The following is a 26,032-nucleotide window of genomic DNA, read 5'->3' on the forward strand; positions in this document are numbered from 1 at the left end:
GAAAATTCAGAGTTAACATAAGTCAACAAAAGCTGACACTGATAGACATAAAACACTATTTGCACTAGTATATTGTCTGAAACTTGCGCTAGAATATACGCCTAAGCAACTACCAAAAGTTCCGAGAGACAAACGCAAGAGATTTTTCAAAAAATTCCCAAATAGGTGTTAGCCATTCAGGGAAGTTAAGTATCAGGGTGGATCTACCAATTAATTGTTCCAAATTAGAGGAAAGTTCTCCGGAACAATTTTGCAAAGGCCGTTTGTTGTTTGAAATTCAAGAATAGAGGTGACTACTAAGCCAGAAAGTTAGTTATCTTAGTACATCTACCAATAATCTGTTTCTAGGATTCTGAAGTATGTTCCGGACAAAAATGCCAAAAACTGATATGCTGTTAAACCAGCATAAAAAAATCTACCAGTTATGGCCAGTACATAGGGGAGTTATTTATTAGGGCGTGTCGATTAAATATTAATTTATTCGAGAAGTAATCAATATCTTCCGAATAAAAGGTTGCTATTTACCAAGCACAAAAAAATCTCCCAGTGGTGGCAGTTTACTAGGAGATTTATTTACCAGGGTGGATTAACTAATATTATTTTGTTATACAATCAAGCAACATTTACCAGATACAGCGTTTTTCGGTTGCGTGCAGTACAAGTAGATAGGGGCGAGAGGCTAGGGGTTAGAGGCTAGAGGAATTTACCTCATTAGGATGAAAACTGCTGTAAATTTGCATCGAAAAGTTATCATCTACAAAAAAATCCCCAGCCAGTGTTAGCCAGCGAGGGGAGTTAGTTATCAGGGTGCATCTACCAATTAATTGTTCTGCCACTAAACTGCATCTCCCGGAACAATTGACATCGAGAAGTTATCATCTACCAAAAAAAATCCCCCAGCCAGTGTTAGCCAGCGAGGGGAGTTAGTTATCAGGGTGCATCTACCAATTAATTGTTCTGCCACTAAACTGCATCTCCCGGAACAATTGACATCGAGAAGTTATCATCTACCAAAAAAAATCCCCCAGCCAGTGTTAGCCAGCGAGGGGAGTTAGTTATCAGGGTGCATCTACCAATTAGTTTTTCCACAACTTATTTTTCCTTCCGGATAAAACTCGCTTCGATTCTGTTTGCTATCTACTCAAAAAAATCCCCCAGCCAGTGTCAGCCAGCTAGGGGAGTTATTTATCAGGGTGCATCTACCAATTAACTGTTCTCGATGCGATCGCTCTGTTCCGGATAAAATTCTTATAATTGTGGCTATCAGCCCAAAAAAAAATCCCCAGCTGGTGGCAGCCAGCCAGGGAAGTTAGTTATCAGGGTGCATCTACCAATTAACTGTTCTCGATGCGATCGCTCTGTTCCGGATAAAAGCTCGTAATATGATGGTTATTGAGCATAAAAAATCCCCCAGCAGGCATTAGCCAGCTAGGGGAATTAAAGATCAAGGTGCATCTACCAATAAAGTGTTCTAGGCAGATGCTCACTAATCCGGATAAAGTGATAAAGGCTAGAGATTAAAACAACTTCTTTGAGAAACATTCAGTAGCGGGATGCATCTAAGCTATCAGAAAGAGCGAAAAATCGACTTGAAACTTTCGCGTTTCAAACTAGATTTAGGAGGCGAACAGGAAAGGTTGTGACCCAGGAATTTCACATTTCTGTGACTCCAGTAGGGCAGAATGACTACTTGGTGCGGACGGAACAGGTCGCGCCTGGAGTGCCTTTGGCAGAAGAACTGGTGACTTGGCCTGTAGCTGATTGGTTGGCGGCGGCTGGACATCTGATGAATGACCCTTTAAGGTCGGTATTACAAGGTGATGCGTTAACGCAGTCCGCCGTAGGCATTGCTAGAAATTCTGTAAACTTGGTGGCATTAGGTCAGCAATTTTATAACGCTCTGTTTCAAGGTACTCTCAGAGATAGTTGGATTACTGCCCAAGGTATTGCTCAAAACCATCAACAAGTGCTACGCCTGAGATTGGGTCTCAAGGATAATAGGTTAGCACGTCTGCCGTGGGAAGTTATGCACGCAGGCGATCGCCCTTTAGCAACAGGCCCCTATGTGGCTTTTTCGCGCTACCAAAGCGGCCTACTAACTACCTCACGCTTGCCATCCAGGAACGTACCACAGCTGCCAGACGATGGGATAGTACGAGTTTTAATGGTGCTGGCTTCTCCTACTGACCAAACACGGCTGGGTTTGTTGAAACAAGAAGCCTTAAGACTACAAGCAGAACTGCGCCGTAATTTATCATCTGACAACAATCAATTACCAGAAATTGAACTGACTCTCTTAGACCAACCAGGACGGGAAGAATTAACCCAAGCCCTAGAACAAGGTAGATACGAAGTTCTGCATTACTCAGGGCATAGTAATTTAGGGGTAAATGGGGGCGAAATTTATCTTGTCAGTAACAGAACTGGCTTGACAGAAACTCTAAGTGGTGACGACTTAGCCGGTCTACTCGTCAATAATAATATCCAAATGGCTGTGTTTAACTCCTGCTGGGGAGCATACACAGCGACATCCAACACTACAGAAGAAACAGGCGAACGCAACCTCACAGAAAGTTTAGTCAGACGCGGGATTAAATGTGTTTTGGCGATGTCAGAACGTATCCCTGATGAAGTAGCACTGACACTCACACAACTTTTGTATCGCAACCTCAGCCAAGGATACCCTGTGGATTTGTGTGTGAGTCGAGTTCGTCAGGGATTAATTTCTGCTTACGGTTCGCACCAAACTTATTGGGCGTTGCCAATTTTGTATTTGCAGCCAGAGTTTGATGGTTTTCTCAGTCCAGAAATTTCGACCTCTACTAGTACAGAATCACTGAATGAGTATAGCCGGAGTGTGAAGGCTACTTCTATCACAGCATACTCAGCGATCGCAGATGATACGCAGATGTCTTTACCTATTGAAGAGATGATCCCACCAGGTTTAGACAATGACGCGTCTGACTTAGATTGGTTAGGGGAAGAAACTTGGGGCGATTTAGTTGATGAAATTGAATATGATGATCCCACCTATGCAGAAGATTCGGCAATAGTTTCAGACTTGTTTCGTCAGATAGATCAGCAAAAAACCAGCAATCATCCTCCCATATTAGAAGAACCGCCTTTAGGTAACAAAGAAAGTAATTTGGCTGCAAGACAGAATGCAGGAAAAGAAAGTCCCTTAGATAAAGACAGTTTAGGACGAAATATCGGAGAAACACCCAGGGAAACTCCTGGTAATGACCAACAACAGTCGCCCAATTCTGATTTCGCCTCAATGCCAACAGCCCAACCCCAATTTATCTCTCGCCGTCATCGACGGCAAATTTTGGGTATTGTTGGCGCAGGTGCGATCGCTACTGTCATCGGGTTAGGATGGTGGTGGCAAAATCGACGCATATTCACCTTTTCAGATATCCCGCAAATCCCTACGGAACAAGCTATATCTAGCAAAAGTAGTCCCAAAATTAACTTGCAGACTAGTCCGACAGCAATTGTTACTAACACTGCTACAGAAAGATTAAGCCAAGGTGATTTACAAGCGGGACTAGTTGCTGTGGAAGAATTATTAGACCGTGGCGCATTGACATCTGCTCAAACTGCCTTAAAATTAATTCCCCAAAAGCAAGGTAATGAACCGTCAGCCAACTTTATCAAAGGGCGATTAGCTTGGCAGTTAATCCAAACAGGAGACAAGACATATAGCATTGATGATGTTCGCCGCTTCTGGGAAATTGCTGTCAAAGCGCAACCAGATTCGCTTTTGTATAGCAACGCTTTAGGGTTTGCTTACTACGCAGAAAATAATGTGAATCGGGCTAATGATTCTTGGTTTAAGGCTTTAAATTTAGCTCTCAACCAGCAAAGTTCAAATTCTAACGCTGCAATAGCAACCCAACCTCCCCCAATTCCTCATGATGCCTTGACTCCCTATGCTGGTTTAGCTCTTGGTTTGTATAAATCTGCCCGCAATCAACCTGCTGCGAAACAAACCCAGTATATGAATGAAGCGATTAAGTTACGCACCCTAGTCATCAATGAAGACCCAGTAAACTTTCAGGTAAATAAATTGAGTAATAATTGGCTATGGACAGAAAAAGCCATTACTGATTGGCGATCGCTTCTAGAGCAAAAAGCTGAATAATTATGAGGTAATAAGTCTTTCTCAAGACACAGAGATATTATGTGCTGTGGTAGAAGACTTTTAGATAGTAATTTCATAAAGTGATTAATAATATCAAACAAGCTGTTAAGAAAATATATTTTTCTATTAATAGGTACTGAAACTGGTATGCCTTCAGATTCATCATCTAACAAATTGACACAAACAAGTAAAACAATAGATATAGATGGTCATCGTCCAGTTGACCCCAGTAACATTGAAATTAAGGAAACGATTGATATAGATGGGCAGCGTCCAATTGGAAAGGCTGAGAATTATTCAGAAAAAACAATAGATATAGATGGTCAACGCCCGATTAGTAAGAGCGACTTTGAAGGGCATGAGATGTTAACAGTAGATGGTCAACGACCAATTGACCCTAATGATTTAGACGTGGAAGAAATTCTTGAGATAGACGGTCAAAGACCAATCGCTAAGAATAGTTTTCAAGTTCAAGATACTTTAGAAGTAGATGGTAGCCGACCAATTTCAGATAATACTGTTGAACAACAAATGCCAACAGATTATATCGATTAAAATCACGAGCTTTTTTTGGCACATTTAATTAATGCTTAATTAAAGATTAAAGTTTATCCATAGACTCAGATACCCAACTTTGTTTAAAAGTCGGGTATTTTTATAATTGTTGTATTTAATTATTTATATTTTTTTAGAAAAGTTCGTTTAAATAGTCATAAAAATATAAGAACTAAATTAATTCCAATTTCTATCTTATGATTTATAAATTTAGTTGCTAGCTCTAAATTTATAAATCAAAAATCTACCATTCAAAATGCTATCATCCCCAATCATTACAGTATCCTTGATGTCGGCTTTAGCGATCTCTTCTCCAGTTGCTCAAACTAGTGAACCGACTGCACCCCCTCAAGTGGCGATCGCCAATATTCTGCCAGCAGATACACCATTGGTAGGTTTGGTAAACACCAAAGCAGCTGCCTGGACATCATTAAATCGTTTTTATTTGTTTGATAGAGCCTTTACAGCAGGAGCGAAATTTTTACCCTCGACTTTTAAATTTGATTATGCACGCGATGTTGAGCCATTGTTAGCTGGGCCTGTGATGTTTGCTTTTTTACCCAAGGTTGAGGGTACAACTGCAACCATAGATAATAATTTTGTCGTGTTGGTTCCAGTCAAGAACGAGTCACTCATCCAGCCTTTTTTAGACTCAATGAAAGAGGATTCACAACGGGTAAAGGTACGGGAGTATAAAGGCATCACTATCTTAGAAATGAAGCCTCCCGAATCACCAAAATCGCCGTCACTACCAAAATCTCCCGAAGTAACTCCATCGCCTGAATTACCCGAAGTACCACCACCAATTGACGAAACCCCAAAGACCAAGCAACTTCCTGCATTAGGAAAACGCAAACTTGCTGCAATGCCTGATTTGATTAAACCAGATTGGTTCAACAAACAACGAGGATTTGCGATCGCCACTTTACCAGGTTATGTCGTCACAGGTATGACCGCTAAATCTATTGAGCAAGTCATTGATGCTTCCCAAGGAGATAACACTCTCGCAAAACACTCTCAATTTCAGCAAACAATAGGGCATCCTCAATATGGCAAGTCATTATTCACAATTTATGAAAACTTGCCGACTTTTGTACCTCTAATTAATGACATCACCAAAGATCCCAGCTTACCTTTCCCCATAATTGGTACTGACACGATTAATCTTGATCAATTGAAAAACTTTGGCAGCGTCAATGGTTTTCTCACTATAGAACCAGAAGGTTTGCGCTTTCAAGCTACCGCTTATCGCCAAACACCTAAATCAGAACAAGATGCCTTTGTAGTAGAAAAACAAGAAGCTATACTGTCAAGATTGCCAGGTGCGACTTACTCAACCTTAACTGGCCGAAATCTAAATCAGAAATGGCAGTTGTTAACTGAAGCCATTAGTACAAAGCCACAACTAAAAGATTGGTTAACACAACTGCGTAGTTTTGTCCGTACCAGTACAGGACTCGATTTAGAAAAAGACATCACAAATTGGATGGATGGTGACTATGCGTTCTTTTTGTTTCCTTCCAAGGGTGGAGTTTTAGGTTCAATCCCCAACTTAAATTTAGGAATAGGGATGGCTGTACAAACCAATAACCGTACCGCCGCCGAAAACACTCTCAAGAAACTAGATGAATTTATTAAATCCTTCTCAACCGGAGGAGTAGTAGTTAATACTCATAACCTTAAAGGTCAAACTATTACTAGTTGGGATGTAGCAGGTGATTCTTCACAAAGCTTACTTGCTTATAATTGGGCTGACGATAATACCGTCATTGTCACAACTGGATTTGGAGCAATTCAAGATTTAGTACCGCAACCTTATGTTAAGTTACCCGCGACTTATAACTTCCAGACTGCGACAAATTCCTTACCCCGTCCCAACTACGGATATTTTTATTTGAATGGAGGGTCTACCTTATCATGGATTTACGGATTTCTGCCCACTATATTGAATGACCAAACCATTCAACCTTGGAAACCAATTATCGGGTCAGTCTACAGCTTGAGTGCTACAACTGCAACAACATCAGACAGAGAACAATTTGACTTTTTAATGGTGTTAGCTCCCACTAGAAAACCAGTCGAACCGGTGAAGAATTAATGCTTCGCCATATAACAAAGGCAACAGAAAATCCTGGAACTTAAAGAAAAGCTAATAGCAAGCGATCGCACTACATGAGACTTTAGAGATAGGCGATCGCTCATAATAAAATTAACCCTATTGGCAAACTACCTATAAAAACTCTATTAGGTATTGGAACATGATCCAAAGCAAAACTTTGGGTCATTTATTGTTTTTTATTATAATTATGACTTTGTATTTTTATTAAAAGTTAGAAATTTAGAAATGATGTAATGGTCACGGAGTACCTATAGAAGCATTACTTATAATTAAGTATATTTTCTGACAGAATTTGAGCGATTATTGCTTAGTCTAAATTAATAATTCGCGGTAAAAATATGACTGAGCAAATAGCAGTGGCAGTAGAGCGATTAAACTTTGCATTTTTACTTGTTACACATATGGTGTGCGCCGACCAACAAATACACAGCGAAGAAGCTAAAGCTCTACAGGCACTAGCAATAAATACCAAAATGGGGGAACGCACTATTGTAGAAATGGAAAAGATTCTAGCTCAAGAAGAGACTCACTTATCTGTTTATGATGTAGCTCGTCAAGTGCGCCCAGGTGAGCAAAGTGAAGCAATGCGGCAAGTACTGGCAGTAGCCTATATTGATGGTTTCTTTTCTCCTGTAGAGAGAGCAATGGTGGAGCAGATAGCACAGATTTGGAATTGGACAAATGGAGAAATAGAAAACCTAATTGAACAAGCACAAGGTTTTAGCCCTGTTAACAAATCTTCTGAGAACAAAGAGGATACAAAACTATCTTTTGGAGCAATCCTTTTAAAAGGAGCTGATTCTATCTTGTCACGCGCACTCGTAGATAATTTAGCTAACATCGTACCAGAAAATATTGGACGGCAAATTAAGCAATCACGTCAAGAACTTTTATTATCAGGTAAGGAATACGATAGTGCTATTCAGCAATGTGCAGCGATCGCTACTGAAGATTACAAATATGCAGCACTAGCTTTGAAAGGAACTACAGAAACGCTTCACAATTTAGGAAAGGGTATCCAAGAGCAACTTACAGTTATTCAGCGTCAAGCAACTGGTAAAGGACAGGCTAAAACCGCCGCAGAGGTAGCAAAGCAACTTGAAGCTACTAGAAAAGCTCTGACTGTAGAAATTATGAAAGAAATTGAAAGTGTACGTCAGTCACTTTCAGCTAAGGAACGCGCTTTAAATCATTTCAGCATTGCGTTTATGGGTAAAACCAAAGCTGGAAAAAGCACTCTTCATGCCATTATTACAGGGGATGGATGGGAAGCTATTGGTGTAGGTAAACAACGCACTACTCGTTTTAATCGAGTTTATGAGTGGAAAAATATTCGGATTATTGACACACCTGGAATTGGTGCGCCTGGGGGTAAAACAGATGAAGAAATTGCTGAAGATGTAATTGAAGAATCTGATGTGATTTGTTATGTGGTCACAAATGACAGTATTCAAGAAACAGAATTTAAGTTTTTGCAACTGTTGAAAGAAAAAGCCAAGCCACTAATTATTTTGCTGAATGTCAAAAATAACTTGCGTGATTCTCGACGTTTAGAACATTTCTTAGCAAATCCACAAAAACTATTTGCTGTGGATGGTCAAAGTAATTTAGGTGGGCATATTGAGCGTATTCGCCGCTATGCTAAACAAAATTATGCTAATGACTACTTTGAAATTATTCCGATCATGCTTCTAGCAGCGCAAATGTCCCGCGAACCAGAACATGAAGAGATTAAAGACAAGCTATTTCAATCAAGTCAGATGCAAAAATTTTTAGACTCTATTCGCTTGTCTTTAGTTGAGTATGGCAAAATTAGGCGATCGCAAACTTTATTAGGTTCTACGGTAGGTTCAATTGACAAACCTCATCAATGGGTAATACAACAAGAGCAAGTTTACCAACAGCTAGTAACTACCCTCAAAGATAAGTATAAAACTGTCCGCAAAGATATCCAAAAAGCTGTAAGAGATAACCAACAGCATTTGCTACAGCAAATTGAAGCTATTTTCCAAGATGTATCTAATTCTATTCCTTCTTTTGCTGAAGAATTTTGGGATGCAAATGATAATCGCTTAAATCAAGGATGGGAACAAAAATTAAAAGCAATTCGATTTGAGCAACGTTTAAAAACTACTTATGAAGAAAGTAGCCATAACTTTAATAAAGAAATTCAAGAAATTCTTGAGGAAGTAGGAAATGAACTACAAATTGTTACTAAATTGATTAATAGTAATTTTAAATTAAAAGAGCAGGATTCCAATTCCTTATTTCATGACTTCATGAAAATAGGCGGAAATATCCTTACGATAGCAGCACCTATTGTAGGTTTATTAGTTCCTACTATTGCTCCAATAGCAGCAGTTATAGGGATTATAGGTTTTGCTATTAACCAGATGTCTGGCTGGGCAAAGTCTAAAGAACAAAAGCGCCGCGAAGCTGTACAAAATATCTGTCAATCATTGTCTAATCAACTGATCAATCAGCAACAAAATACTATCCAGCAAGCAAAAACAGACTTCAATAAATATACTGATGCTGTATCTAGCAGTATTAGTGTTTATTTTGAAGAAATGATACAAGGATTAGAAATAATTTCTAATCAGCTTGAAACAGCCAAAAATAGATTAAACGAAAAAACTAATTATCTTAATCGTGCCTATGCCAAGCGCATAATCGATTGGTGTACTGATAAGTACGAACCTCTAAATGATGAAGTAATTATCAATACAATAAGCAAAGTAACCCGTGATTTTGGAAAGAGTATGGTAATTTCAACGAAAGTTGAATTACAGCTACGTAAATCTTCAAAAGATATTGCAAGAATTCTACAAGAAGAAGTATCTATTCAATCTACTGTCGCAACCAAATAGGAGCAAAAATATGAGCCATCAAACACAAGGTTTTAACGCTGCCCTTATCAATGATAAGTTTAAGAAGACTTTAGTAAAATTTGATGAAATTCTATCTGAAGGTAAACATCCTGAATTTTCAGCTATTCGTAAGAAGCTGCGAGAGGAATTAAAAGCTCATCACCAAGAAGGAATTCTGTCGGTAGCTTTTGTTGGTCAATATAATGCAGGCAAATCTACCACAATTTCTGCTCTGACAGGAAGACGGGATATTCGCATTGATTCTGATATTGCTACAGATACAACTGCTAGTTATGACTGTAACGGTATCAAAATTATTGATACCCCTGGACTTTTTACAGACCGTAAAGACCATGATGCGATAACTTATGATGCTATCAATAAAGCTGATTTGCTAGTGTTTTGCTTGACATATATGCTGTTTGATTCCGTAACGGTAGCAAATTTTAAAAAATTAGCCTACGAAAAAGGCTATCGTTGGAAAATGATGCTTGTTATCAATAAAATGTCTGATGAAGCAGGAGAAGAAGCCCAAAAGATTGCTAACTATCGTCACAGTCTAGAAGAAGCGATTAAACCTCATAGACTTGATGAATTTCCTGTATGTTTTATTGATGCTAAAGACTATTGTGAGGGAGTAGATCAAAGTGACGAATTTTTAATTGATATCAGTCGCTTCCAAACTTTTCTGCATGAACTGAATAAATTTGTTAAAAGCCGTTCAGTCTTAGCTCGTTTTGATACGCCTATCCGAATAGTACTCAGTTGTGTTGATGAAGCTCAGTTAAGTTTTACACGCAACTCTAACCAAGACTCGGCTTTTTTAGAAGTATTAACACGCTTATCTCGCACAGTACGTAAAGAACGCGATCGCCTGCGAATTACAGTTAAAAATATAGCTCTACAAATAAATGTCAGCAGGAGTCGCCAAGGAAGGGACAAACCTTGCTACTGCTGTAGGAAGCGATCAAGATTTTACTATCTTGAACCAGCAGACTGAGATGAATGTGCAACAGCACTATGAAAAAGCAGAAAAAAAACTGCAAGATGCTATTAACACAGCAGTAGGAGATATTCGGCAAGAAGTTGAAGAAGTACTGCAAGGTAATCTAGTACAAACTTTCATAACTTGCTTAGAAAAAAATCAAAATATCTCTGCTAGTAATGTCAATGCTGATATAGATGTAGACCGAATTAAAGGTCAAATTAACTGGCTAAAAGATATCGGCGAGAAAGCAGGAGTCGAGTTAAGCAATTTTGCCAAGCGAGAATTCATATCTACGGCTAGTAGTAGCGGTGGTTTTCTACGTTCTATGGATGTAGCAGGTAGCGGTTTACATCAGACTGTTTTAGCAGTAGGAAAATTTGTTGGCTTTGATTTTAAACCTTGGCAAGCAGTTGGGATAGCTAAAAATCTCGGTAATGCAGCTATGTTTCTTGGGCCTGCACTGGCACTTGTCTCATTAGCGTCAGATGCTTATACAGCCCAACAAGAACAGCAGCGAGAAAAACAAATGGCAGATATTCGTAGTGATATTACCAGCCAGTTTCAAGCAATTGCTAAAAACTTAGAAAATCAGATGGAATTGCAATTACGTGAATTTGAACAACAGGTCTATGGAGAGATTGAACAACAAATTATCAATGCTCGTCAACAAGAAGAAAATGCGATCGCAGCTTCAAATACTTGGGTTAAAAGAGTTTTAGAAATCCGCCAAGATTTTGAATTAATGCTTCGCTACATAACAAAGGCAACAGAAAATCCTGGAACTTAAAGAAAAGCTAATAGCAAGCGATCTCACTACATGAGACTTTAGAGATGGGCGATCGCAGATCATAAAATTAATCCTCTTGGCAAAATACCTAGTGAATTAGACTTTTTGTTTTTGTATCGCCGCCACTATCGACCAATCTTGATGTAGTGATATCCTTTCTATCAATCTAAATCAGGAGATCTCAAAGATGTCCGTTAGCAATTCACCGCCCCAACTTAAACGCGAGTTAGGGGTTTTTGGTGCAACCTTAATGGGATTAGGTTCAATTGTTGGTACGGGTGTATTTGTCAGTATTGGTATTGCTGCGGGGATAGCTGGGCCAGCCGTAATTCTGGCGGTGATAATAGGGGCAATTGTGGCGACTTGTAATGGACTGAACAGCGCCCAGTTGGCTGCTAATCATGCTGTTAGTGGTGGTACATATGAATATGGCTATAAATACCTGACTCCCGCCTTTGGTTTCACCGCAGGTTGGATGTTTTTAGTAGCGAAAACTGCTTCCGCAGCTACCGCCGCTTTAGGTTTTGCTGGGTATTTCCTGAATATTTTGGGGTGGAATAGCAGTTGGGTTGTACCTGTGGCTGTATTAGCTGTGGTAGTTATGACCGTGATTGTGTTAAGTGGGATTCGACGGTCTAATATAGCTAATACGGTAATTGTTTCAGTAACTTTACTATCTTTAGGTTTATTTATTTTGATTTGTTTGCCCCGTGCTGCGACTACGGGTATGGCAAATTTGACACCTTTTTTTACTACTTCTCCGGGGGCAATACTTCATGCTAGCGCGCTGATGTTTGTTGCTTACACTGGATATGGTCGCATTGCCACAATGGGAGAAGAAGCGCGATCGCCTAGAGATACAATTCCTAAAGCGATGATTATTTGTTTGCTGCTGACAATGTTGTTATATATAGTTGTCGCAACCGTGGGAATTGGGGCTGTTGGTGTAGATTTTTTAACTAACGCTACAGAACAAACAAAAGCAGCACCGTTAGAAGTGGTAGCCCGCAGTGTAGGGGGTTCAGGTGCAGCTTTGGTTTTAGCTGTTGGTGCAATGACAGCTATGTTGGGTGTGCTATTAAACTTGATTTTAGGATTATCTCGCGTGTTATTAGCAATGGGTCGTCGTGCGGATGCGCCCAGATTTTTAGCTAGATTAAACCGCGAACAAAATTCACCATACTGGGCTGTAATTGTGGTGGGAATGGCGATCGCTTTTTTAGTATTGATAGGTAATGTAAAAACTACTTGGTCGTTTAGTGCGTTTAGCGTTTTAATTTATTACGCCATTACCAACTTAGCTTCTCTCAAACTGAATTCATCTGAAAGACTATATCCTGCATGGATAGGCTGGTTGGGCCTGTTATCTTGTTTATTTTTAGCCTTTTGGGTAGAGTCTGCTATCTGGCAAGTTGGTTTAGGATTGATTGTGGCTGGGTTAATTTGGCATAAAGTTCGACGGGCTACATCATCGGTAGTGTAAAAAGCCCAAAGATTAAGATACCAAACCAGCTTGAAAAATTTGGCTTGGGGTAAGATTCAATTCGGTAAAAGTTTGAGAGATAATACGCTCATCATCTCGAAACTTACTGATTTGATATTCCCCATCTACTAAGTTACAAACAGAGATTGTCGGTTGTTTGGGATTACCGATAAAATTACGTCCACCCAACGCCGCATAATCTATAATCCAATATTCGGGTATACCCATTTCTTCATAATCAGCATATTTTATGTAATAGTCATCCCGCCAGTTAGTTGATACAACCTCAATTACCAAAGGTATTGATGCACCTAAACTGATGGTAGATGCTTTTTTCCATAATGGTTCATTTGCAAGATTTGCCTGATTTAGCACCAAAACATCGGGAAAATAACCAGAATCTTTTTCCAGAGGTCTAACCATAGCTTGATTAGGGACAATGTAGGGTAGTCCTAAACGTTTAATTTCAAAAGGAATTTCGATACCTAAAAACCCTTTGACTTCCTCGTGGTCTCCTACTGGTTGTGCCATTTCAACAATACTTCCATTATGCAGTTCGTAGCGTACCCTGGAATTTTCAGGTAGCCAATCGACAAATTCCTCAAAAGTTACTAACTTGGGTATGGCTTGAGTCATAAATATTTAGAGAATTGCTGCTTTAGAAATGCTAGCTATTTGACGTAAAAACGCCAAGTCCAATCTTAATTAGCTTTGAGATATTTTCTTTTTAATGCGAGTGAGCAAACTTAGACCATGATTGACATATTTTTATTCGAGCAACAGTTTCAACGATTCAGAGAACAAGTCATAAAAGAAAGTGGATTAGATTTGACATCATTTAGTTCAAATCCATATACAGAGAGGGAAGAAGGTTATAAATCTGATATCTATCATACTGCCAGAAAATTAGTACAATTTGAAACTTGGTGAGAAGCAGATATCGGGAAAGGAAGTATTTCTCGTTCTGTTATTGCAGCAATTGAGTTACCTAATAACAATTTAGTGCAATGGCAGTCAAGATATGGTGACGAAAAAAGACCACATCACAATTTACATACTGCTTTTGAAGATTTAACAAACATTGCCGCTTATGATTTAACATTTTACTCCTTGTATCGCAAGTCTGATGACCTTAATGCTTTTGAGAATTTAGTTAACCTGTTTGGTCGTAAATATGCATTGATTGCATACTTACTATTTCTCAAGGATCGAACTCGTTATATGCCGATAGCTCCTAAGTATTTTGATCAGGCATTTTATTTGCTAGGAGTTGATTTCTCAACATATTACAAATGTTCTTGGGAAAATTACTTAACTTTTAATAGAATTCTATCAGAGCTAAAAGTTTTGCTTGCTGATAAATTAGAAGGAGAGGTTTCTCTGCTTGATGCCCATTCCTTTGCTTGGATAATTTCTAGAACAATAGATGACAATGGATTATCTAAAAATACTAGTGAATATTTAGAGTTGTCGGTAAACCAGAGGGAAACAGTTGTAAAAGCGAGAATTGGGCAAGGAAAGTTTCGGGATGAATTAGTTAATTATTGGAGAGTTTGTGCGGTTACTGGATGCCAAGAACTTTCTTTGCTGAGAGCATCACATATAAAGCCTTGGGCAATGTGTGACGTGAAGGAATCTATTGATCCTTTCAATGGCTTGCTTCTGTCACCTTCATTCGATGCGGCTTTTGATGAGGGTTTTATAACTTTTGACAATGCAGGAATAATGGTGATTTCAGCATTTTTACGTGAATCAGATGCTAAAGTATTGGGAATTTCTCCCTTATTAAGCTTGAGTCAAATAGATCCTCAACATCAACGCTATCTTAATTATCATCGAGAGTATATTTTCCGAAAAAGCTAAATATTCTAGCGCAATGGAGTGAGCGAAGCCGCTTAGGTGGAATGTAAACGGATCTGCTACCTCTGGCTGCAACAACTTCCGTTATTTAAATACTACTCAAGATAGTTGTTAAATTTTTTAATATCTAAATTATCTGTAAATTCACACAAAAAAATAAAACCGCTTATCATGGGTGATAATGATTATCCATCCAGGTGAGACAAGAGGGTTTAATAATATGGTGGCTGATGTAATGACAGATTCAGCAGTTCCTGTTACTGTTTTGACTGGCTATTTAGGCGCAGGTAAAACAACTCTACTCAACCACATCCTCACCTATGAACACGGTAAAAAAGTTGCTGTGATTGTCAATGAATTTGGGGAAGTGGGCATTGATAACCAATTGGTGATTGATGCCGATGAAGAAATTTTTGAGATGAATAACGGCTGTATCTGTTGTACAGTACGCGGTGACTTAATTCGCATCATCGGTAATTTGATGAAACGACGTGATAAGTTTGACCATTTAGTAATTGAAACTACGGGTTTAGCTGATCCTGCACCTGTAATTCAGACCTTTTTTGTTGACGAAGATATGCAAACTCAACTGTCTTTAGATGCAGTGGTGACAGTAGTAGATGCCAAGCATATCTGGCAGCATTGGGATGCAGATGAAGCCCAAGAACAAATTGCATTTGCGGATGTGATTTTACTTAATAAAACTGATTTAGTTAAACCAGAAGAGTTAGAAGAATTAGAAAAGCGGATTCGGGGGATGAATGCGATCGCCAAAATTTACCGCACTCGCAACTCCGAATTATCAATGGATGCATTATTGGGTGTACAAGCTTTTGACCTCAACCGCGCTTTAGAAATTGATCCAAATTTTTTAGGCGAAGATGCCCACGAACATGACGAAACTGTTTACTCTGTGGCTTTAGTAGCAGAAGGGGCAATAGATGGAGATAAATTACATACTTGGATGAGTGAATTATTGCGTACCCAAGGCCCAGATATTTTTAGAATGAAAGGTATCTTAAATATTGCTGGACAAGATAACCGTTTTGTCTTCCAAGGGGTACATATGATATTTGATGGCAGACCCGATAGACCTTGGAAACCAACCGAAACCCGCAAAAATGAACTAGTTTTTATTGGTCGCAATTTAGACGAAGCAAAGTTAAAACAAGATTTTCATACTTGTTTAGTATAACTGAAGGCAGGAGGCAGAAGGCAGGAGGTTAAAGGATAAAATTTAAGACTAGCCTGCGGCAAGCCGCTAAAAGCGTCTACATACTTCACACTTCACACTTCAGATTATGAACTTGACAACCAGCAAATTCCAGGATTTTGAACAACATTATTCAGGAACACTATCAGACTATGTAACAGCAATAACTTGGTCGCCACAAGGTAAAACTTTAGCTGCTACTTCTGCGGCTGGAGAAGTTGTTTTATGGAATGATGGCGAATTAGTGATTTTGCAAACTGGTAATGGCAAGTCTGTAGATTGCGTTGCTTTTTCGCCCGATGGAAAATTTTTAGCGGTTGGTGGACAGGACGGACAGGTAAAAATTTGGCAAGAAAATGAACTAATTGCCACTTTAGAAAATGCCCCCACCTGGGTGGATAAGTTAGCTTGGAGTCCTACTAGCAACCAACTAGCTTTTAGTTTGGGGCGTTATGCACAAGTGTGGGACGCAAATCGGCGTGAGATAGTTGTCACCTTGAATTTTGATAACTCCTCAGTCTTGGGTATAGATTGGCGCAGGGATGGACAGTACTTAGCCATTAGCGGTTATCAAGGAGTCAAGATTTGGCAGAATCAAAACTGGGATGAAGAACCATACTTTCTCAGTATGCCGACTGTTAGTGTAGCGATGGCTTGGTCGCCCGACGGCAAATTTTTATCTTCCGGCAATATGGATCGCAGCGTTACAGTATTGGAATGGGAAAACCCCGACCCTTGGGTGATGCGTGGCTTTCCGGGAAAGATTCGTCACCTGGCGTGGTCAGAAGCGACTACCCAACTAGGTGCGCCCATATTGGCATCTTCTAGTGTTGATGGGATTGTAGTTTGGGAAAAGTTAGAGGATGATTCTTTGGGTTGGGAAGCGCGAGTGTTAACTAATCATATGGATGTCATATCTGCGATCGCATTTGCACCCCAATCCTTTTTGCTGGCTTCGGCGGCTGCTGATGGCTTATTGTGTTTGTGGCAAGAAGCCCAGCAAGTCTGTCAAATTCTCACAGGTGTTAACGCCGGGTTCTCTACCTTAGCTTGGCATCCTCAAGGCAAGATTCTCGCCGCAGGTGGTGAACAAGGCGAATTACTTATCTGGTCAACTGAAGTCTGAAGTATAACGTATGAAAATAGAAAAAAGTTGAAGAGGTATTTTCATGTATCCTGGTTTACCCATTTTCTGTCAGCTACTTAGTTTATAGCTTAGTCCTGAATATCTAACATTTCACTGTTATTAAATAACAATGATTATTGTTAGCTTCAGTAAAGCTTGTAAAACTTGATTATGCTCAAAAAATTACTATTGAATAATTCTTTACGTGTTGTTGTTTTAGCCTTGGCAGTTGGATTTGTTGGGTGTGGAAACCAAGCTGCTAGTAACTCTTACACTCAAACTACAACAGTTGATCAGAGTCTTCCTAATGTTGTAGCTACAACCAGCGTACTGTGTGACTTAGTTAAACAAGTTGCGGAAAATACAGTTAACCTTGCCTGTTTGATACCTCCAGGTACAAATCCTTATACTTATGAACCAAAACCAGCAGACCGCCAAGCTATTGACCAAGCTAATCTAGTTTTCTACAACGGTTATAATTTTGAACCAAGCTTGATCAAAATTATTAAATCAACTAGCAATACTGCACCAAAAATAGCTGTTAGTCAGGTGGCAGTTCCTAAACCACAAAGATTTATCGAAAATAGGCAGCGAGTTACAGATCCCCATGTTTGGCACAATGCTAAAAATGGTATCAAAATGGTGGAAATAATTAGCAACAATTTAAAAAAATTAGACCCTAGTAATGCAGAAATTTATACTAACAATAGTAAACAAGTTAAGAATGAATTAACCCAATTAGACAGTTGGATAAAATCAAGAATTGCTACTATTCCTCGTGATAAACGTAAATTGGTCACATCCCATAATGCACTAGCTTATTATGCCAAAGCTTATGGCGTTCCATTGGTAGGGGTGATAGCTGGAATTAACCCAGAAAAAAGACCGACAGATGCACAGGTAGATAATTTAGTTAAAAATATTCAAACAGCTGAAGTACCGACAATTTTTGCTGAGACGGCAACTAACTCTAAGTTACTTCAATCGGTAGCACAAGCAGCAGAAGTAAGAGTTTCCGAAAGAAGCCTGTATACAGATGGACTTGGTGAACCGAAAAGTGATGGTGATACTTATCAAAAAATGATGGAGGCTAACACACGCACAATTGTTGAAGGTTTAGGTGGAACTTATTTGATATTTCAGCCCAAAGTTAGTAACTAGTAGATAGGACTAGTATTTGATTTTTGAAAATAATCAGTACATTGTTACTTGCCTTCTTTTGGGTTGCCTATTGCCTGACTACAAAAGTATCATTTGATAGGGCTATTGAGTTGTAGTAATAACCAAGTTAGATATGTACCAAATGGCCCCCAAAGTGCATAGGGAAGAAATAGCCAGGAAGCTTTTTGAGAAATTGGCTTGATGATAAAAGCCAGAATATAAACTAACAGCGTTGCTAAACCGCCAACAATGATTCCACCCGTCAGGCTGCGAAATTCTACCACAACGGGGCTGTAAAGGGATGTTAATAAAGCGATCGCTGCATAAATAGCCATCAAATGCCAAGGACGCGAACCTTTTCTGGCGCTTTTCTCCCAAACAATAATTGCAGAGATGGTGAGGCACAGCCAGATGAAAGTCCAGATAAAGGGGATGAGAAACTCAAAGGTCAACCAACTCGGACGTTGCAGGTTTTGAAACCAAGGGTCGCGCAGGGAGGTGAACAAACTACCTCCAAAAAACAACGCAGCTGAAACTGCTGTGATGATCCATCTTGTTTTCACGAGGCGTTCCTGCAAATTAATACTACACTTGTAGTTTAATCTTAAGTTGCGATCGCTGCACCTATCCTCAGACAGTCAACAGTTAACAGTCAACACCCAGTACCTAACCTCGCAGAAATAACTGCGTCATGTAGTATGTATTACCTACTCGCCAGATTCCTACACCTGTTTCTCTAAACATAGGACGTAAAATATTTGCTCGGTGTCCGGGGCTGTTCATCCAACCCTGAATTGCTGCTGGTACAGGTCGCGGAACATTCGTGCAGGTGAATAAGTTCTCACCAATCATCCAATAAGTGATACCACCCGCACTTACTCTATCTGGCAAAGTGCTACCATCTGCGCCTGTGTGACTAAAAAACTTTTTTTGGGCCATCTGACGGCTGTAGTTACGGGCAACCTGCGCTAGTTTCTCATTATTCTTTAGAGGTTGGAGTCCATTTTTTTGGCGTACTTGGTTGATCCCTTGACGCACTGCTGCTTCCATATCGGCTGCTTTAGACGATTGAGTAGGTAGAGAAGGCTGTGATGCTTGAGGTGGTGATAATTCCAGATTTGGTAATGGTGGCAAATATTCAATTAGTTCTTCGCATCCTGTAGTTAACATGGCGATCGCTACCCATCCTAACCCCATCATGTAAGGTAATTTTTTTTGGGGTTTGTGTTTCTGATACATTGTTGCTGTCCTACCCACAAAACAAAACCCCACAAAAAAGTGGGGTTAGTTTGATCATAGCTTTTTGTATAGCAGGGGACAGGTAACAGGTAACAGGCTTAAAAGCCTTTTGGTGTCTAAGTTGTATCATCTGTTGATTCCCTAAGCTCTACTTCGATTGCTATACAGATGTACTAGAAAAATCTAGACAATCGCAAAATTTAAAGACTTGCAGTTTCACCTTTTTACAGTGCCTTAGCAGCCGTGAAATTTTTGACCTGTCGTTTCATCACAGTAAAAGCAATTGCCAAAACCACTAATAGACCACCGGATAGGGTATAAGTCGTACCTAAACCAAAGTTTTGGCTGATAGGCTGGCTGAGAATTGGTGAAAGAAACTGTCCCAAAAACATTGATGTAGACAGTCCACCTAACGCCCTGCCGCGAATGGCATCTGGAACGCTGGCAGATAACCACACATTCATATTGGGCATGAGTAAGCCTAATCCTAAACCAGCGATCGCTAAACCTAAAAGTATTATTGCATAGCTATTCGCTGTACCGATAATCGTGTAGCCAATGCCTAAGAAAGCGAAGATAATCGGTAAAATAGTTACAAAGTCTAACCGTCGTTTCACAGCACCATAACCCATCGAAGCAAAAGCACTAAAAAGTGTAATGAGTGCGATCGCCAAGCCACTTTGCACTGGGGTTGCTTTGGTTAAAGTGCGGAGATAGAAGGGCAACTGGACAGGAATTAAGTAGAAAATTATTTGGGAGAGTGTAGTTATCCCAAAAATCAGTATTAGCAGATTGGTAGGCGTAGCAAAATTAACGTTTTCTTGATTTTCTTGCGGTTGCGTCTCCCAATTATGACGACGCGGTTCGTAAATTGATATCAGAATTAAAGGCAATAGCACCCAAGCAAACAGATAAATCAAAAAAGGGTAACGCCAGTTAACCTCAGCTACAGAACCACCCACAGATAAAAATATCACTCCTCCCAAACCCATAAAGGCGGCTTGCAAACCCATAAAAGTCGCTCGTGCCGCCCCTACGTAATAGTCGGCAATTAGGGTTGTAGCACTAACCATAATCCCCGCCACGGCTAAACCTAAAAAAGCACGACCGCCCAAAATCGCAAACAAAGAGTTGAGAAAAAAACCAGAACAGCCTGCAAAACCATACAATGCAGCACAGGTTAACAGTAAAGGTTTACGTCCTAGTCGGTCAACAATTATGCCAGCGATCGGCGAACCAATCACGATAAACAATGCTGGCATAGTTAAAACCAATCTGACCCAAAATTCGACATTCGCAACTTCCGTAAAATGGTCTTGCATTGCTGGTAGAGAAGGGGCAATAGTTGCACCCGCCATCACAGTTAAGGAACTGACCGCCAGCAAAGTCGCTTTAGTCAACAGAGACTCGGAATTTGGCTGTGTCATAGGTTTTTTAGTAAATACCTAGAAGGAAAACACTGTCCGTAAAGTGCCAGAAATAATCGTACCGTTAGCATCCTGGTTAGCAGGATTGGCGATGACTTGAATTAACGGGGTAACCCGGATATTGTTACTGATAGGAAAGTTATAAAAAGCTTCAAAGTTTGTTTGGGTAGCATCTCCTACAGCATTGTCAATCAAAGGTTGACCAATTGCCAGCCCAGCGATCGCGCGATTCACAAATAAATCTCGGAACGCCAACCCAGCCATCCAATAGTTAGGATTAAGGTCGCCTAATGTGGTGTTGGGATAACTTGCATAACCGTAGCGACCAAATACTCCCATACGCTGGCTTAATGCTAGGTCAAAATTCACCCCTAACCCTTGAAAACTACTGCCAAACAACCTGCCACCACTGTATTGCAGCCGCACTGCCAAAGCTTGACTCGGCGCATATTCCAGTTCCACAAATCCCTGGTAAGGATCGCCAAATAAACCACCATCAGCACCACCGCCGGCGATTGGGAATAGTCGAATATCTTCTGCTGCACCACCGCCAACTAATCTTTGGTTTTCTGGTAGTGAATTTGTGGCATCACCTGCCACATATAATGCTCGTAATTTAATTGGGATAGCTTTGGGTTGCCAATCTATCACAACACCACCACCCCCTGGACGGGGAAGCAAAATATAGTTGGCGACGAAAGCTTGTGTGGAAAAATCTAAAAAGCTGATGTTAGCATAACGATTTTTATCGACAAAATCAGGGCCAATAATAGCTGGCCCAATAGTTATATTTAAATCTTGAGTAGGTTGAAAGGTATAGTACAATCGCGCCAAACTAAATTGACCATTTCGTCCTGGAATAGAAAAGTCTAAGGTACTACCTAAGTTAGGTTCCAAAAAGCCAGCCGCGTTATCATTCGCCCCATCACTACCAGTCACCAACCGGATTTTAAGTAAGTCTGTACCGTGAAAACTAGTATTTAAATCTAAGTTAGCTCGATAAATAAAAGTGGGATTGGGGTTATCTTCCGCGATCGTTATACCTCTAGGGGCGATAATTCTCTCACTATCAAAACCTCCTGCATTCACCGCAAAGATAACTTGAGCTTGTAGCTTAGTAGTCGTGGAAAACTGATTTGCTTCTATTTGGGCGGTGTTAGCTTCGAGAGTATCTACTCGCCCACGTATTCCTACTAACTCTGCGGCGAATGCTTCTTGAAGTCGCTGCAAAGTTTGTAAGTCTTCTGTGGTAACTAAATTTTCTTTTCCTGTATTAATTAATTGATTGACTTTCTCTAAAACAGTACTCACACCAGCCGCAAATTCATAGCGACTCATGGCACGATTCCCGCGAAAAGTGCCATCAGGATAACCAGCGATAACGCCATAACGTTCAACCAAAGATTGAAGAGCGACAAAAGCCCAATCTTGCGGTTGTACATCTTGTAGTTGGCTGACTGAGGTTACTTGATCAGCCAATGTCGAGATATCATCAGCATTTTGAGAGGACTGAGCCAGTACGGAACTGCTTTGGAATATCAAGCCAACACATAATAGCCACTTCAGCATTGCGATCGCCTACGGTGATATCTGCATGATCAAACTCACGAACAGAATATCATCAACTGTGCTTTCCACCTCAATAGATTGCACCAATTTAGGATTTTTACTCAGAATTTATTTAATTATTTCCATATATATAGCCATCCGATTTGATTTCTAAAGTAAAGATTTCAAGTTGAGATCACAAATTTTGCATCTTAGTATCTGCAATAATTTGTATTGGCTAACACTCTGGTCTTGGCCTTTGCATGGTCAAATAAAAATGCTTTAATAAATTTCTTGCAACCCTATAAATAATCTCAAATGTTAACCATTTGAGATTATTTACCACTTTTTTGTAAAATCTCTAACAACAGTATAATTATTTATCAATGAAAAACGCGATCGCTCGTTCCACAGCATTATTATCTACTTGCGCTCTTATATTGACCGCCTGCGGTGGTAACACTAGCACAAATACAAATACTTCTACTACCACTACAACTAATACCTCAGCCACAGTTCCTATCGGTATTGCTGTCGCTCAAACTAGCAACGTTGCCTTACTCGGTCAAGAACAAGTTGCTGGAGCTAAAATTGCCGAAAAGTATTTTAATGATCAAGGTGGTGTCAATGGCACACCAATTAAATTAGTATTTCAAGACACTGCTGGTGATGAAGCTGGCACAATTAACGCCTTTCAAACTTTAATAAATAAAGATAAAGTGGTGGGAATAGTAGGCCCAACATTGTCGCAACAAGCCTTTAGTGCTGACCCCATTGCAGAACGTTCTAAAGTACCAGTGCTTGGCCCATCAAACACAGCTAAAGGTATACCAGAAATTGGTGATTATGTGGCTCGTGTTTCTGCACCTGTTTCTGTGGTTGCGCCTAATTCGGTAAAAGCTGCACTCAAACTCAATCCTAACATTAAAAGAGTTGCAGTTTTTTATGCCCAAAATGATGCATTTAGCAAATCAGAAACCGAAATTTTTCAACAAACAGTTAAACAGCAAGGTTTGGAATTGGTCACAGTCCAAAAATTTCAAACTAGCGATACAGATTTTCAAAGCCAAGCTACCAATGCCATTAACTTAAAACCAGATTTAGTGATTATTTCTGGTTTAGCTGCTGATGGTGGTAACTTAGTCAGACAATTACGAGAATTAGGCTACAAAGGTGTAATTGTTGGTGGTAACGGCCTCAATACCTCAAATATACTCCCAGTTTGTAAAGCATTATGTGATGGTGTATTAATTGCTCAAGCATACAGCCCAGAACATCCAGGTGCGATTAATGCAGCATTTCGTAAAGCTTATGTAGACCAATATAAAAAAGAACCCCCACAATTTAGCGCACAAGCTTTTGCGGCTGTTCAGGTATATGTCGAAGCACTGAAATCTTTAGATCAAAAAAACAAAGTCAATAAGTTGCAATTGCCAGAATTAAGAACCGAATTAAACAAACAAATTCTAACAGGAACATATAATACACCCTTAGGTGAAATTGGATTTACACCCTTGGGTGAGGTGGTACAAAAAGATTTTTATGTAGCTCAAATCAAAATGGAAGCAGACGGTAGTAAAGGCAAATTTACATTTTTAAAATAGTAGCTACATGGATATTAGTCTGTTTTTGCAACAATTATTAAATGGGTTATCAATTGGCAGCGTTTATGCAATTTTTGCTTTAGGATATACCCTAGTTTATTCCATTTTAGGCATCATCAATTTAGCGCATGGTGCAATTTTTACATTGGGTGCATACTTTACCTATGCACTCATGGGTGGAACTTTTGGATTTAACGGGTTACTGGCTAATGCTACCTTACCTGTGCAATTACCATTTGCTGTTGCCCTAATTATCGGTAGCACCTTAGCAGGACTGGTAGGGGTAGCAATGGAACGTGTTGCTTTTCTACCTTTACGCCGTCAAGGATCTGACCCATTATTAACAGTGGTTTCTAGCTTGGGTGTCGCAGTAGTAATTGTCAATGTAATTCAGTATTTAGTAGGTGCAGAAAGCTATACTTATCCGGCTAATACTTTTGGTAATTTACCACCTGCAATTAATTTTGGTAATGTCGATAAACCAATACCCATTCGTAGCGTACAAGTATTAATATTTGTGGTGTCGGTGATAATTGTGGCAATTCTTACCTATTTTATTAATCGAACAAAATATGGTAAGGCTATGCAAGCGATCGCGGAAGATCAAACTACAGCCAGTTTACTTGGAATTAACAGCGATCGCTTTATTGTTCTGACATTTTTCATCAGCAGTTTTTTAGCAGGTTTAGCCGGAACTTTAGTCGCCTCTAGTGTGAGTATTGCTGGCCCCTACTTTGGGATAGCCTTTGGGTTACGGGGTTTAGCTGTGATAGTTTTGGGCGGTTTAGGTAGTATTCCTGGTGCAGTGTTGGGAGGTTTATTAATTGGATTAGTAGAAGCTTTTGTACCTAGCGAATATTCTGGTTACAAAGATGCTGTCGCTTTTGGAATATTATTTATCATGCTGTTAGTTAGACCGCAAGGTTTACTAGGTCGCCGATTCATTCAGAAAGTCTAATTAATATGGCTGAATTTTTTTCAACTTATGGTTCGTTAATCGTCTCTATGGTATTAGGGGCGTTACTCGGACTTTCACTTTATTTACCTTTAATGACTGGGCAATTATCATTAGCCAGCCCAGGATTTTATGCTTTGGGTGGATATATTGCGGCAATTTTATCGACACAGGTTTTTAAAAGTAACAGTAATTTTTATCCTATACCTTTACTGTTATTAGAGATGCTCATTGCTGGGTTAGTCTCTGGTATATTGGGTGCAGCCGTAGGGATTCCAGCTTTAAGATTACGCGGAATTTATTTAGCGATCGCTACTATTGCTTTTGTCGAAGTTTTACGAGTTCTTTCTTTAAATTTAGACATTACAGGTGGGGCTGTTGGGATTTTTGGTATCCCGCAACCCTTCCAAACACAAATCGAATATTTATGGATTGCTTTGCCATTACTATTAATGAGTATGGTGCTATTTTATCGTTTAGAACGCATTCGCACAGGTAGGGCTTTTACTGCAATCCGCGAAGATGAATTAGCCGCAGGCGCGATGGGAATTAACCCCACATACTACAAAGTTTTAGCTTTTACTCTCGGTGCAATTCTAGCAGGAATTGTTGGGGCAATTAGCGCACATTTTCTCAACACCTGGAATGCCCGACAAGGTACATTTGATGCCAGTATTATTTACTTAACCTTTGTTTTAATTGGTGGTTCCAGAACATTTTTAGGTTCGATAGCTGGTGGGATGGTGTTTACAGCTTTACCAGAAATTTTACGGGGAATAGCAGATACAGGTGGTTTACCGAATTGGCTGGCGCAATTTTTACGAGATGGCAGATTAATTATTTTTGGACTACTAATTGTGATCGGAACTATTTTCTTCCCTCAAGGTTTAGTAACTCCTGATATTTTCAAAATAGGTAGGGCAAGAAAGGTAAGAGGGGACAGGTAACAGGTG

Annotated in this window: 22 protein-coding genes and 1 pseudogene; 15 read left to right on the top strand and 8 right to left on the bottom strand. The window is 39.7% G+C overall.

From position 1 onward, the window contains the following. Positions 1–686 precede the first annotated feature (686 nt). From H6G76_RS01325 to H6G76_RS37605, 3 genes are read right to left on the bottom strand one after another with little or no spacing between them, the layout of a single operon-like run. A complete protein-coding gene (locus H6G76_RS01325) occupies positions 687–836 on the bottom strand; it encodes a hypothetical protein (protein ID WP_190694467.1) in 150 nt (49 codons plus the stop codon). Beyond that, entirely contained in the window at positions 836–964 is a 129-nt protein-coding gene (locus tag H6G76_RS37600) for a hypothetical protein (RefSeq protein ID WP_277883067.1), read from the bottom strand. Before H6G76_RS37600 ends, H6G76_RS01325 begins: the two co-directional genes overlap by 1 nt. Continuing rightward, a complete protein-coding gene (locus H6G76_RS37605; RefSeq protein ID WP_277883068.1) occupies positions 964–1,089 on the bottom strand; it encodes a hypothetical protein in 126 nt (41 codons plus the stop codon). Before H6G76_RS37605 ends, H6G76_RS37600 begins: the two co-directional genes overlap by 1 nt. A 41-nt stretch (positions 1,090–1,130) precedes the next feature. Here H6G76_RS37605 and H6G76_RS01330 point away from each other — a divergent pair, with 41 nt between their 5' ends. The 8 genes from H6G76_RS01330 (at position 1,131) to H6G76_RS01360 (ending at position 12,946) form a co-directional block, all read left to right on the top strand. Further along, positions 1,131–1,313: a hypothetical protein gene (locus tag H6G76_RS01330; protein ID WP_190694469.1), complete on the top strand. Its 183-nt coding sequence runs from the start codon at positions 1,131–1,133 to the stop codon at positions 1,311–1,313. Positions 1,314–1,639: 326 nt separating this feature from the next. Continuing rightward, positions 1,640–4,144: a cell division protein HetF gene (gene hetF, locus H6G76_RS01335; RefSeq protein ID WP_190694471.1), complete on the top strand. Its 2,505-nt coding sequence runs from the start codon at positions 1,640–1,642 to the stop codon at positions 4,142–4,144. 147 nt (positions 4,145–4,291) lie between these two features. Continuing rightward, positions 4,292–4,699, top strand: a complete 408-nt coding sequence (locus tag H6G76_RS01340) for a hypothetical protein (protein WP_190694473.1) — start codon at positions 4,292–4,294, stop codon at positions 4,697–4,699. A 256-nt stretch (positions 4,700–4,955) separates the two neighbouring features. Beyond that, the gene (locus tag H6G76_RS01345) at positions 4,956–6,797 is read left to right on the top strand and encodes a DUF3352 domain-containing protein (RefSeq protein WP_190694475.1); all 1,842 of its coding nucleotides are present in this window, start codon (positions 4,956–4,958) and stop codon (positions 6,795–6,797) included. A 359-nt stretch (positions 6,798–7,156) separates the two neighbouring features. Then, entirely contained in the window at positions 7,157–9,688 is a 2,532-nt protein-coding gene (locus H6G76_RS01350; protein WP_190694482.1) for a GTPase, read from the top strand. Between the two features lie 10 nt (positions 9,689–9,698). Then, positions 9,699–10,688 carry a GTPase gene (locus H6G76_RS36835; RefSeq protein ID WP_242056283.1) on the top strand — a complete coding sequence of 330 codons (990 nt, stop codon included), beginning with the start codon at positions 9,699–9,701 and terminating at the stop codon, positions 10,686–10,688. A gap of 1 nt (position 10,689) precedes the next feature. Then, positions 10,690–11,463 carry a LeoA/HP0731 family dynamin-like GTPase gene (locus H6G76_RS36840; RefSeq protein ID WP_242056284.1) on the top strand — a complete coding sequence of 258 codons (774 nt, stop codon included), beginning with the start codon at positions 10,690–10,692 and terminating at the stop codon, positions 11,461–11,463. Positions 11,464–11,650: 187 nt separating this feature from the next. Then, entirely contained in the window at positions 11,651–12,946 is a 1,296-nt protein-coding gene (locus H6G76_RS01360; protein ID WP_190694485.1) for an APC family permease, read from the top strand. A gap of 12 nt (positions 12,947–12,958) precedes the next feature. Here H6G76_RS01360 and H6G76_RS01365 read toward each other — a convergent pair whose 3' ends face one another. After that, a complete protein-coding gene (locus H6G76_RS01365; RefSeq protein ID WP_190694486.1) occupies positions 12,959–13,582 on the bottom strand; it encodes a Uma2 family endonuclease in 624 nt (207 codons plus the stop codon). Positions 13,583–13,948: 366 nt separating this feature from the next. Between H6G76_RS01365 and H6G76_RS01370 the strand changes: the two genes are divergently transcribed. The 4 genes and pseudogenes from H6G76_RS01370 to H6G76_RS01385 all read left to right on the top strand — a co-directional run bounded on the left by H6G76_RS01370 (position 13,949) and on the right by H6G76_RS01385 (position 18,306). After that, positions 13,949–14,809, top strand: a complete 861-nt coding sequence (locus H6G76_RS01370) for an HNH endonuclease (protein ID WP_190694488.1) — start codon at positions 13,949–13,951, stop codon at positions 14,807–14,809. Between the two features lie 217 nt (positions 14,810–15,026). Next, on the top strand, positions 15,027–16,001 hold the full coding sequence (locus H6G76_RS01375) for a GTP-binding protein (protein ID WP_190694490.1): 975 nt from the start codon (positions 15,027–15,029) through the stop codon (positions 15,999–16,001). Positions 16,002–16,101: 100 nt separating this feature from the next. Further along, positions 16,102–17,145: pseudogene (locus H6G76_RS01380) on the top strand (WD40 repeat domain-containing protein); the annotation flags it as partial. 171 nt (positions 17,146–17,316) lie between these two features. Beyond that, positions 17,317–18,306 carry a metal ABC transporter solute-binding protein, Zn/Mn family gene (locus tag H6G76_RS01385; RefSeq protein ID WP_190694496.1) on the top strand — a complete coding sequence of 330 codons (990 nt, stop codon included), beginning with the start codon at positions 17,317–17,319 and terminating at the stop codon, positions 18,304–18,306. An 89-nt stretch (positions 18,307–18,395) separates the two neighbouring features. Here H6G76_RS01385 and H6G76_RS01390 read toward each other — a convergent pair whose 3' ends face one another. From H6G76_RS01390 to H6G76_RS01405, 4 genes are all read right to left on the bottom strand, one after another. Further along, positions 18,396–18,869 (bottom strand): tryptophan-rich sensory protein, encoded by a 474-nt coding sequence (locus H6G76_RS01390; RefSeq protein ID WP_190694499.1) that lies wholly within the window; start codon positions 18,867–18,869, stop codon positions 18,396–18,398. 103 nt (positions 18,870–18,972) lie between these two features. Next, entirely contained in the window at positions 18,973–19,545 is a 573-nt protein-coding gene (locus H6G76_RS01395) for a CAP domain-containing protein (RefSeq protein ID WP_190694501.1), read from the bottom strand. A gap of 224 nt (positions 19,546–19,769) precedes the next feature. Beyond that, positions 19,770–20,972 (bottom strand): MFS transporter, encoded by a 1,203-nt coding sequence (locus H6G76_RS01400; RefSeq protein ID WP_190694503.1) that lies wholly within the window; start codon positions 20,970–20,972, stop codon positions 19,770–19,772. A gap of 18 nt (positions 20,973–20,990) precedes the next feature. Further along, positions 20,991–22,541, bottom strand: coding sequence for an iron uptake porin (locus H6G76_RS01405; protein ID WP_190694505.1), 1,551 nt, complete (start codon positions 22,539–22,541; stop codon positions 20,991–20,993). Positions 22,542–22,906: 365 nt separating this feature from the next. On the opposite strand from H6G76_RS01405, the gene H6G76_RS01410 reads away from it, so the two are divergent. Genes H6G76_RS01410 through H6G76_RS01420 form a run of 3 tightly spaced genes read left to right on the top strand, consistent with a single transcriptional unit; the run spans position 22,907 to position 26,026 of the window. Beyond that, positions 22,907–24,124 (top strand): ABC transporter substrate-binding protein, encoded by a 1,218-nt coding sequence (locus H6G76_RS01410; RefSeq protein ID WP_190694507.1) that lies wholly within the window; start codon positions 22,907–22,909, stop codon positions 24,122–24,124. Between the two features lie 7 nt (positions 24,125–24,131). Beyond that, positions 24,132–25,082 (top strand): branched-chain amino acid ABC transporter permease, encoded by a 951-nt coding sequence (locus H6G76_RS01415; protein WP_190694509.1) that lies wholly within the window; start codon positions 24,132–24,134, stop codon positions 25,080–25,082. Between the two features lie 5 nt (positions 25,083–25,087). Beyond that, complete coding sequence (locus H6G76_RS01420; protein WP_190694510.1) at positions 25,088–26,026, top strand: branched-chain amino acid ABC transporter permease; 939 nt, start codon at positions 25,088–25,090, stop codon at positions 26,024–26,026. The last annotated feature ends 6 nt before the right edge of the window (positions 26,027–26,032 follow it).

This window comes from Nostoc sp. FACHB-152, from assembly GCF_014697475.1.
Taxonomy (GTDB): Bacteria; Cyanobacteriota; Cyanobacteriia; order Cyanobacteriales; family Nostocaceae; genus Nostoc_B.

Coding starts and splice junctions, on each gene's coding strand:
- H6G76_RS01415 (WP_190694509.1), top strand. CDS start 24,132: ATGGATATTAGTCTGTTTTTGCAACAATTATTAAATGGGTTATCAATT.
- H6G76_RS01405 (WP_190694505.1), bottom strand. CDS start 22,541: ATGCTGAAGTGGCTATTATGTGTTGGCTTGATATTCCAAAGCAGTTCC.
- H6G76_RS01345 (WP_190694475.1), top strand. CDS start 4,956: ATGCTATCATCCCCAATCATTACAGTATCCTTGATGTCGGCTTTAGCG.
- H6G76_RS01375 (WP_190694490.1), top strand. CDS start 15,027: ATGGTGGCTGATGTAATGACAGATTCAGCAGTTCCTGTTACTGTTTTG.
- H6G76_RS36835 (WP_242056283.1), top strand. CDS start 9,699: ATGAGCCATCAAACACAAGGTTTTAACGCTGCCCTTATCAATGATAAG.
- H6G76_RS01365 (WP_190694486.1), bottom strand. CDS start 13,582: ATGACTCAAGCCATACCCAAGTTAGTAACTTTTGAGGAATTTGTCGAT.
- H6G76_RS01395 (WP_190694501.1), bottom strand. CDS start 19,545: ATGTATCAGAAACACAAACCCCAAAAAAAATTACCTTACATGATGGGG.
- H6G76_RS01385 (WP_190694496.1), top strand. CDS start 17,317: ATGCTCAAAAAATTACTATTGAATAATTCTTTACGTGTTGTTGTTTTA.
- H6G76_RS01410 (WP_190694507.1), top strand. CDS start 22,907: ATGAAAAACGCGATCGCTCGTTCCACAGCATTATTATCTACTTGCGCT.
- H6G76_RS01340 (WP_190694473.1), top strand. CDS start 4,292: ATGCCTTCAGATTCATCATCTAACAAATTGACACAAACAAGTAAAACA.
- H6G76_RS01400 (WP_190694503.1), bottom strand. CDS start 20,972: ATGACACAGCCAAATTCCGAGTCTCTGTTGACTAAAGCGACTTTGCTG.
- H6G76_RS01420 (WP_190694510.1), top strand. CDS start 25,088: ATGGCTGAATTTTTTTCAACTTATGGTTCGTTAATCGTCTCTATGGTA.
- H6G76_RS01350 (WP_190694482.1), top strand. CDS start 7,157: ATGACTGAGCAAATAGCAGTGGCAGTAGAGCGATTAAACTTTGCATTT.
- H6G76_RS01360 (WP_190694485.1), top strand. CDS start 11,651: ATGTCCGTTAGCAATTCACCGCCCCAACTTAAACGCGAGTTAGGGGTT.
- H6G76_RS36840 (WP_242056284.1), top strand. CDS start 10,690: ATGAATGTGCAACAGCACTATGAAAAAGCAGAAAAAAAACTGCAAGAT.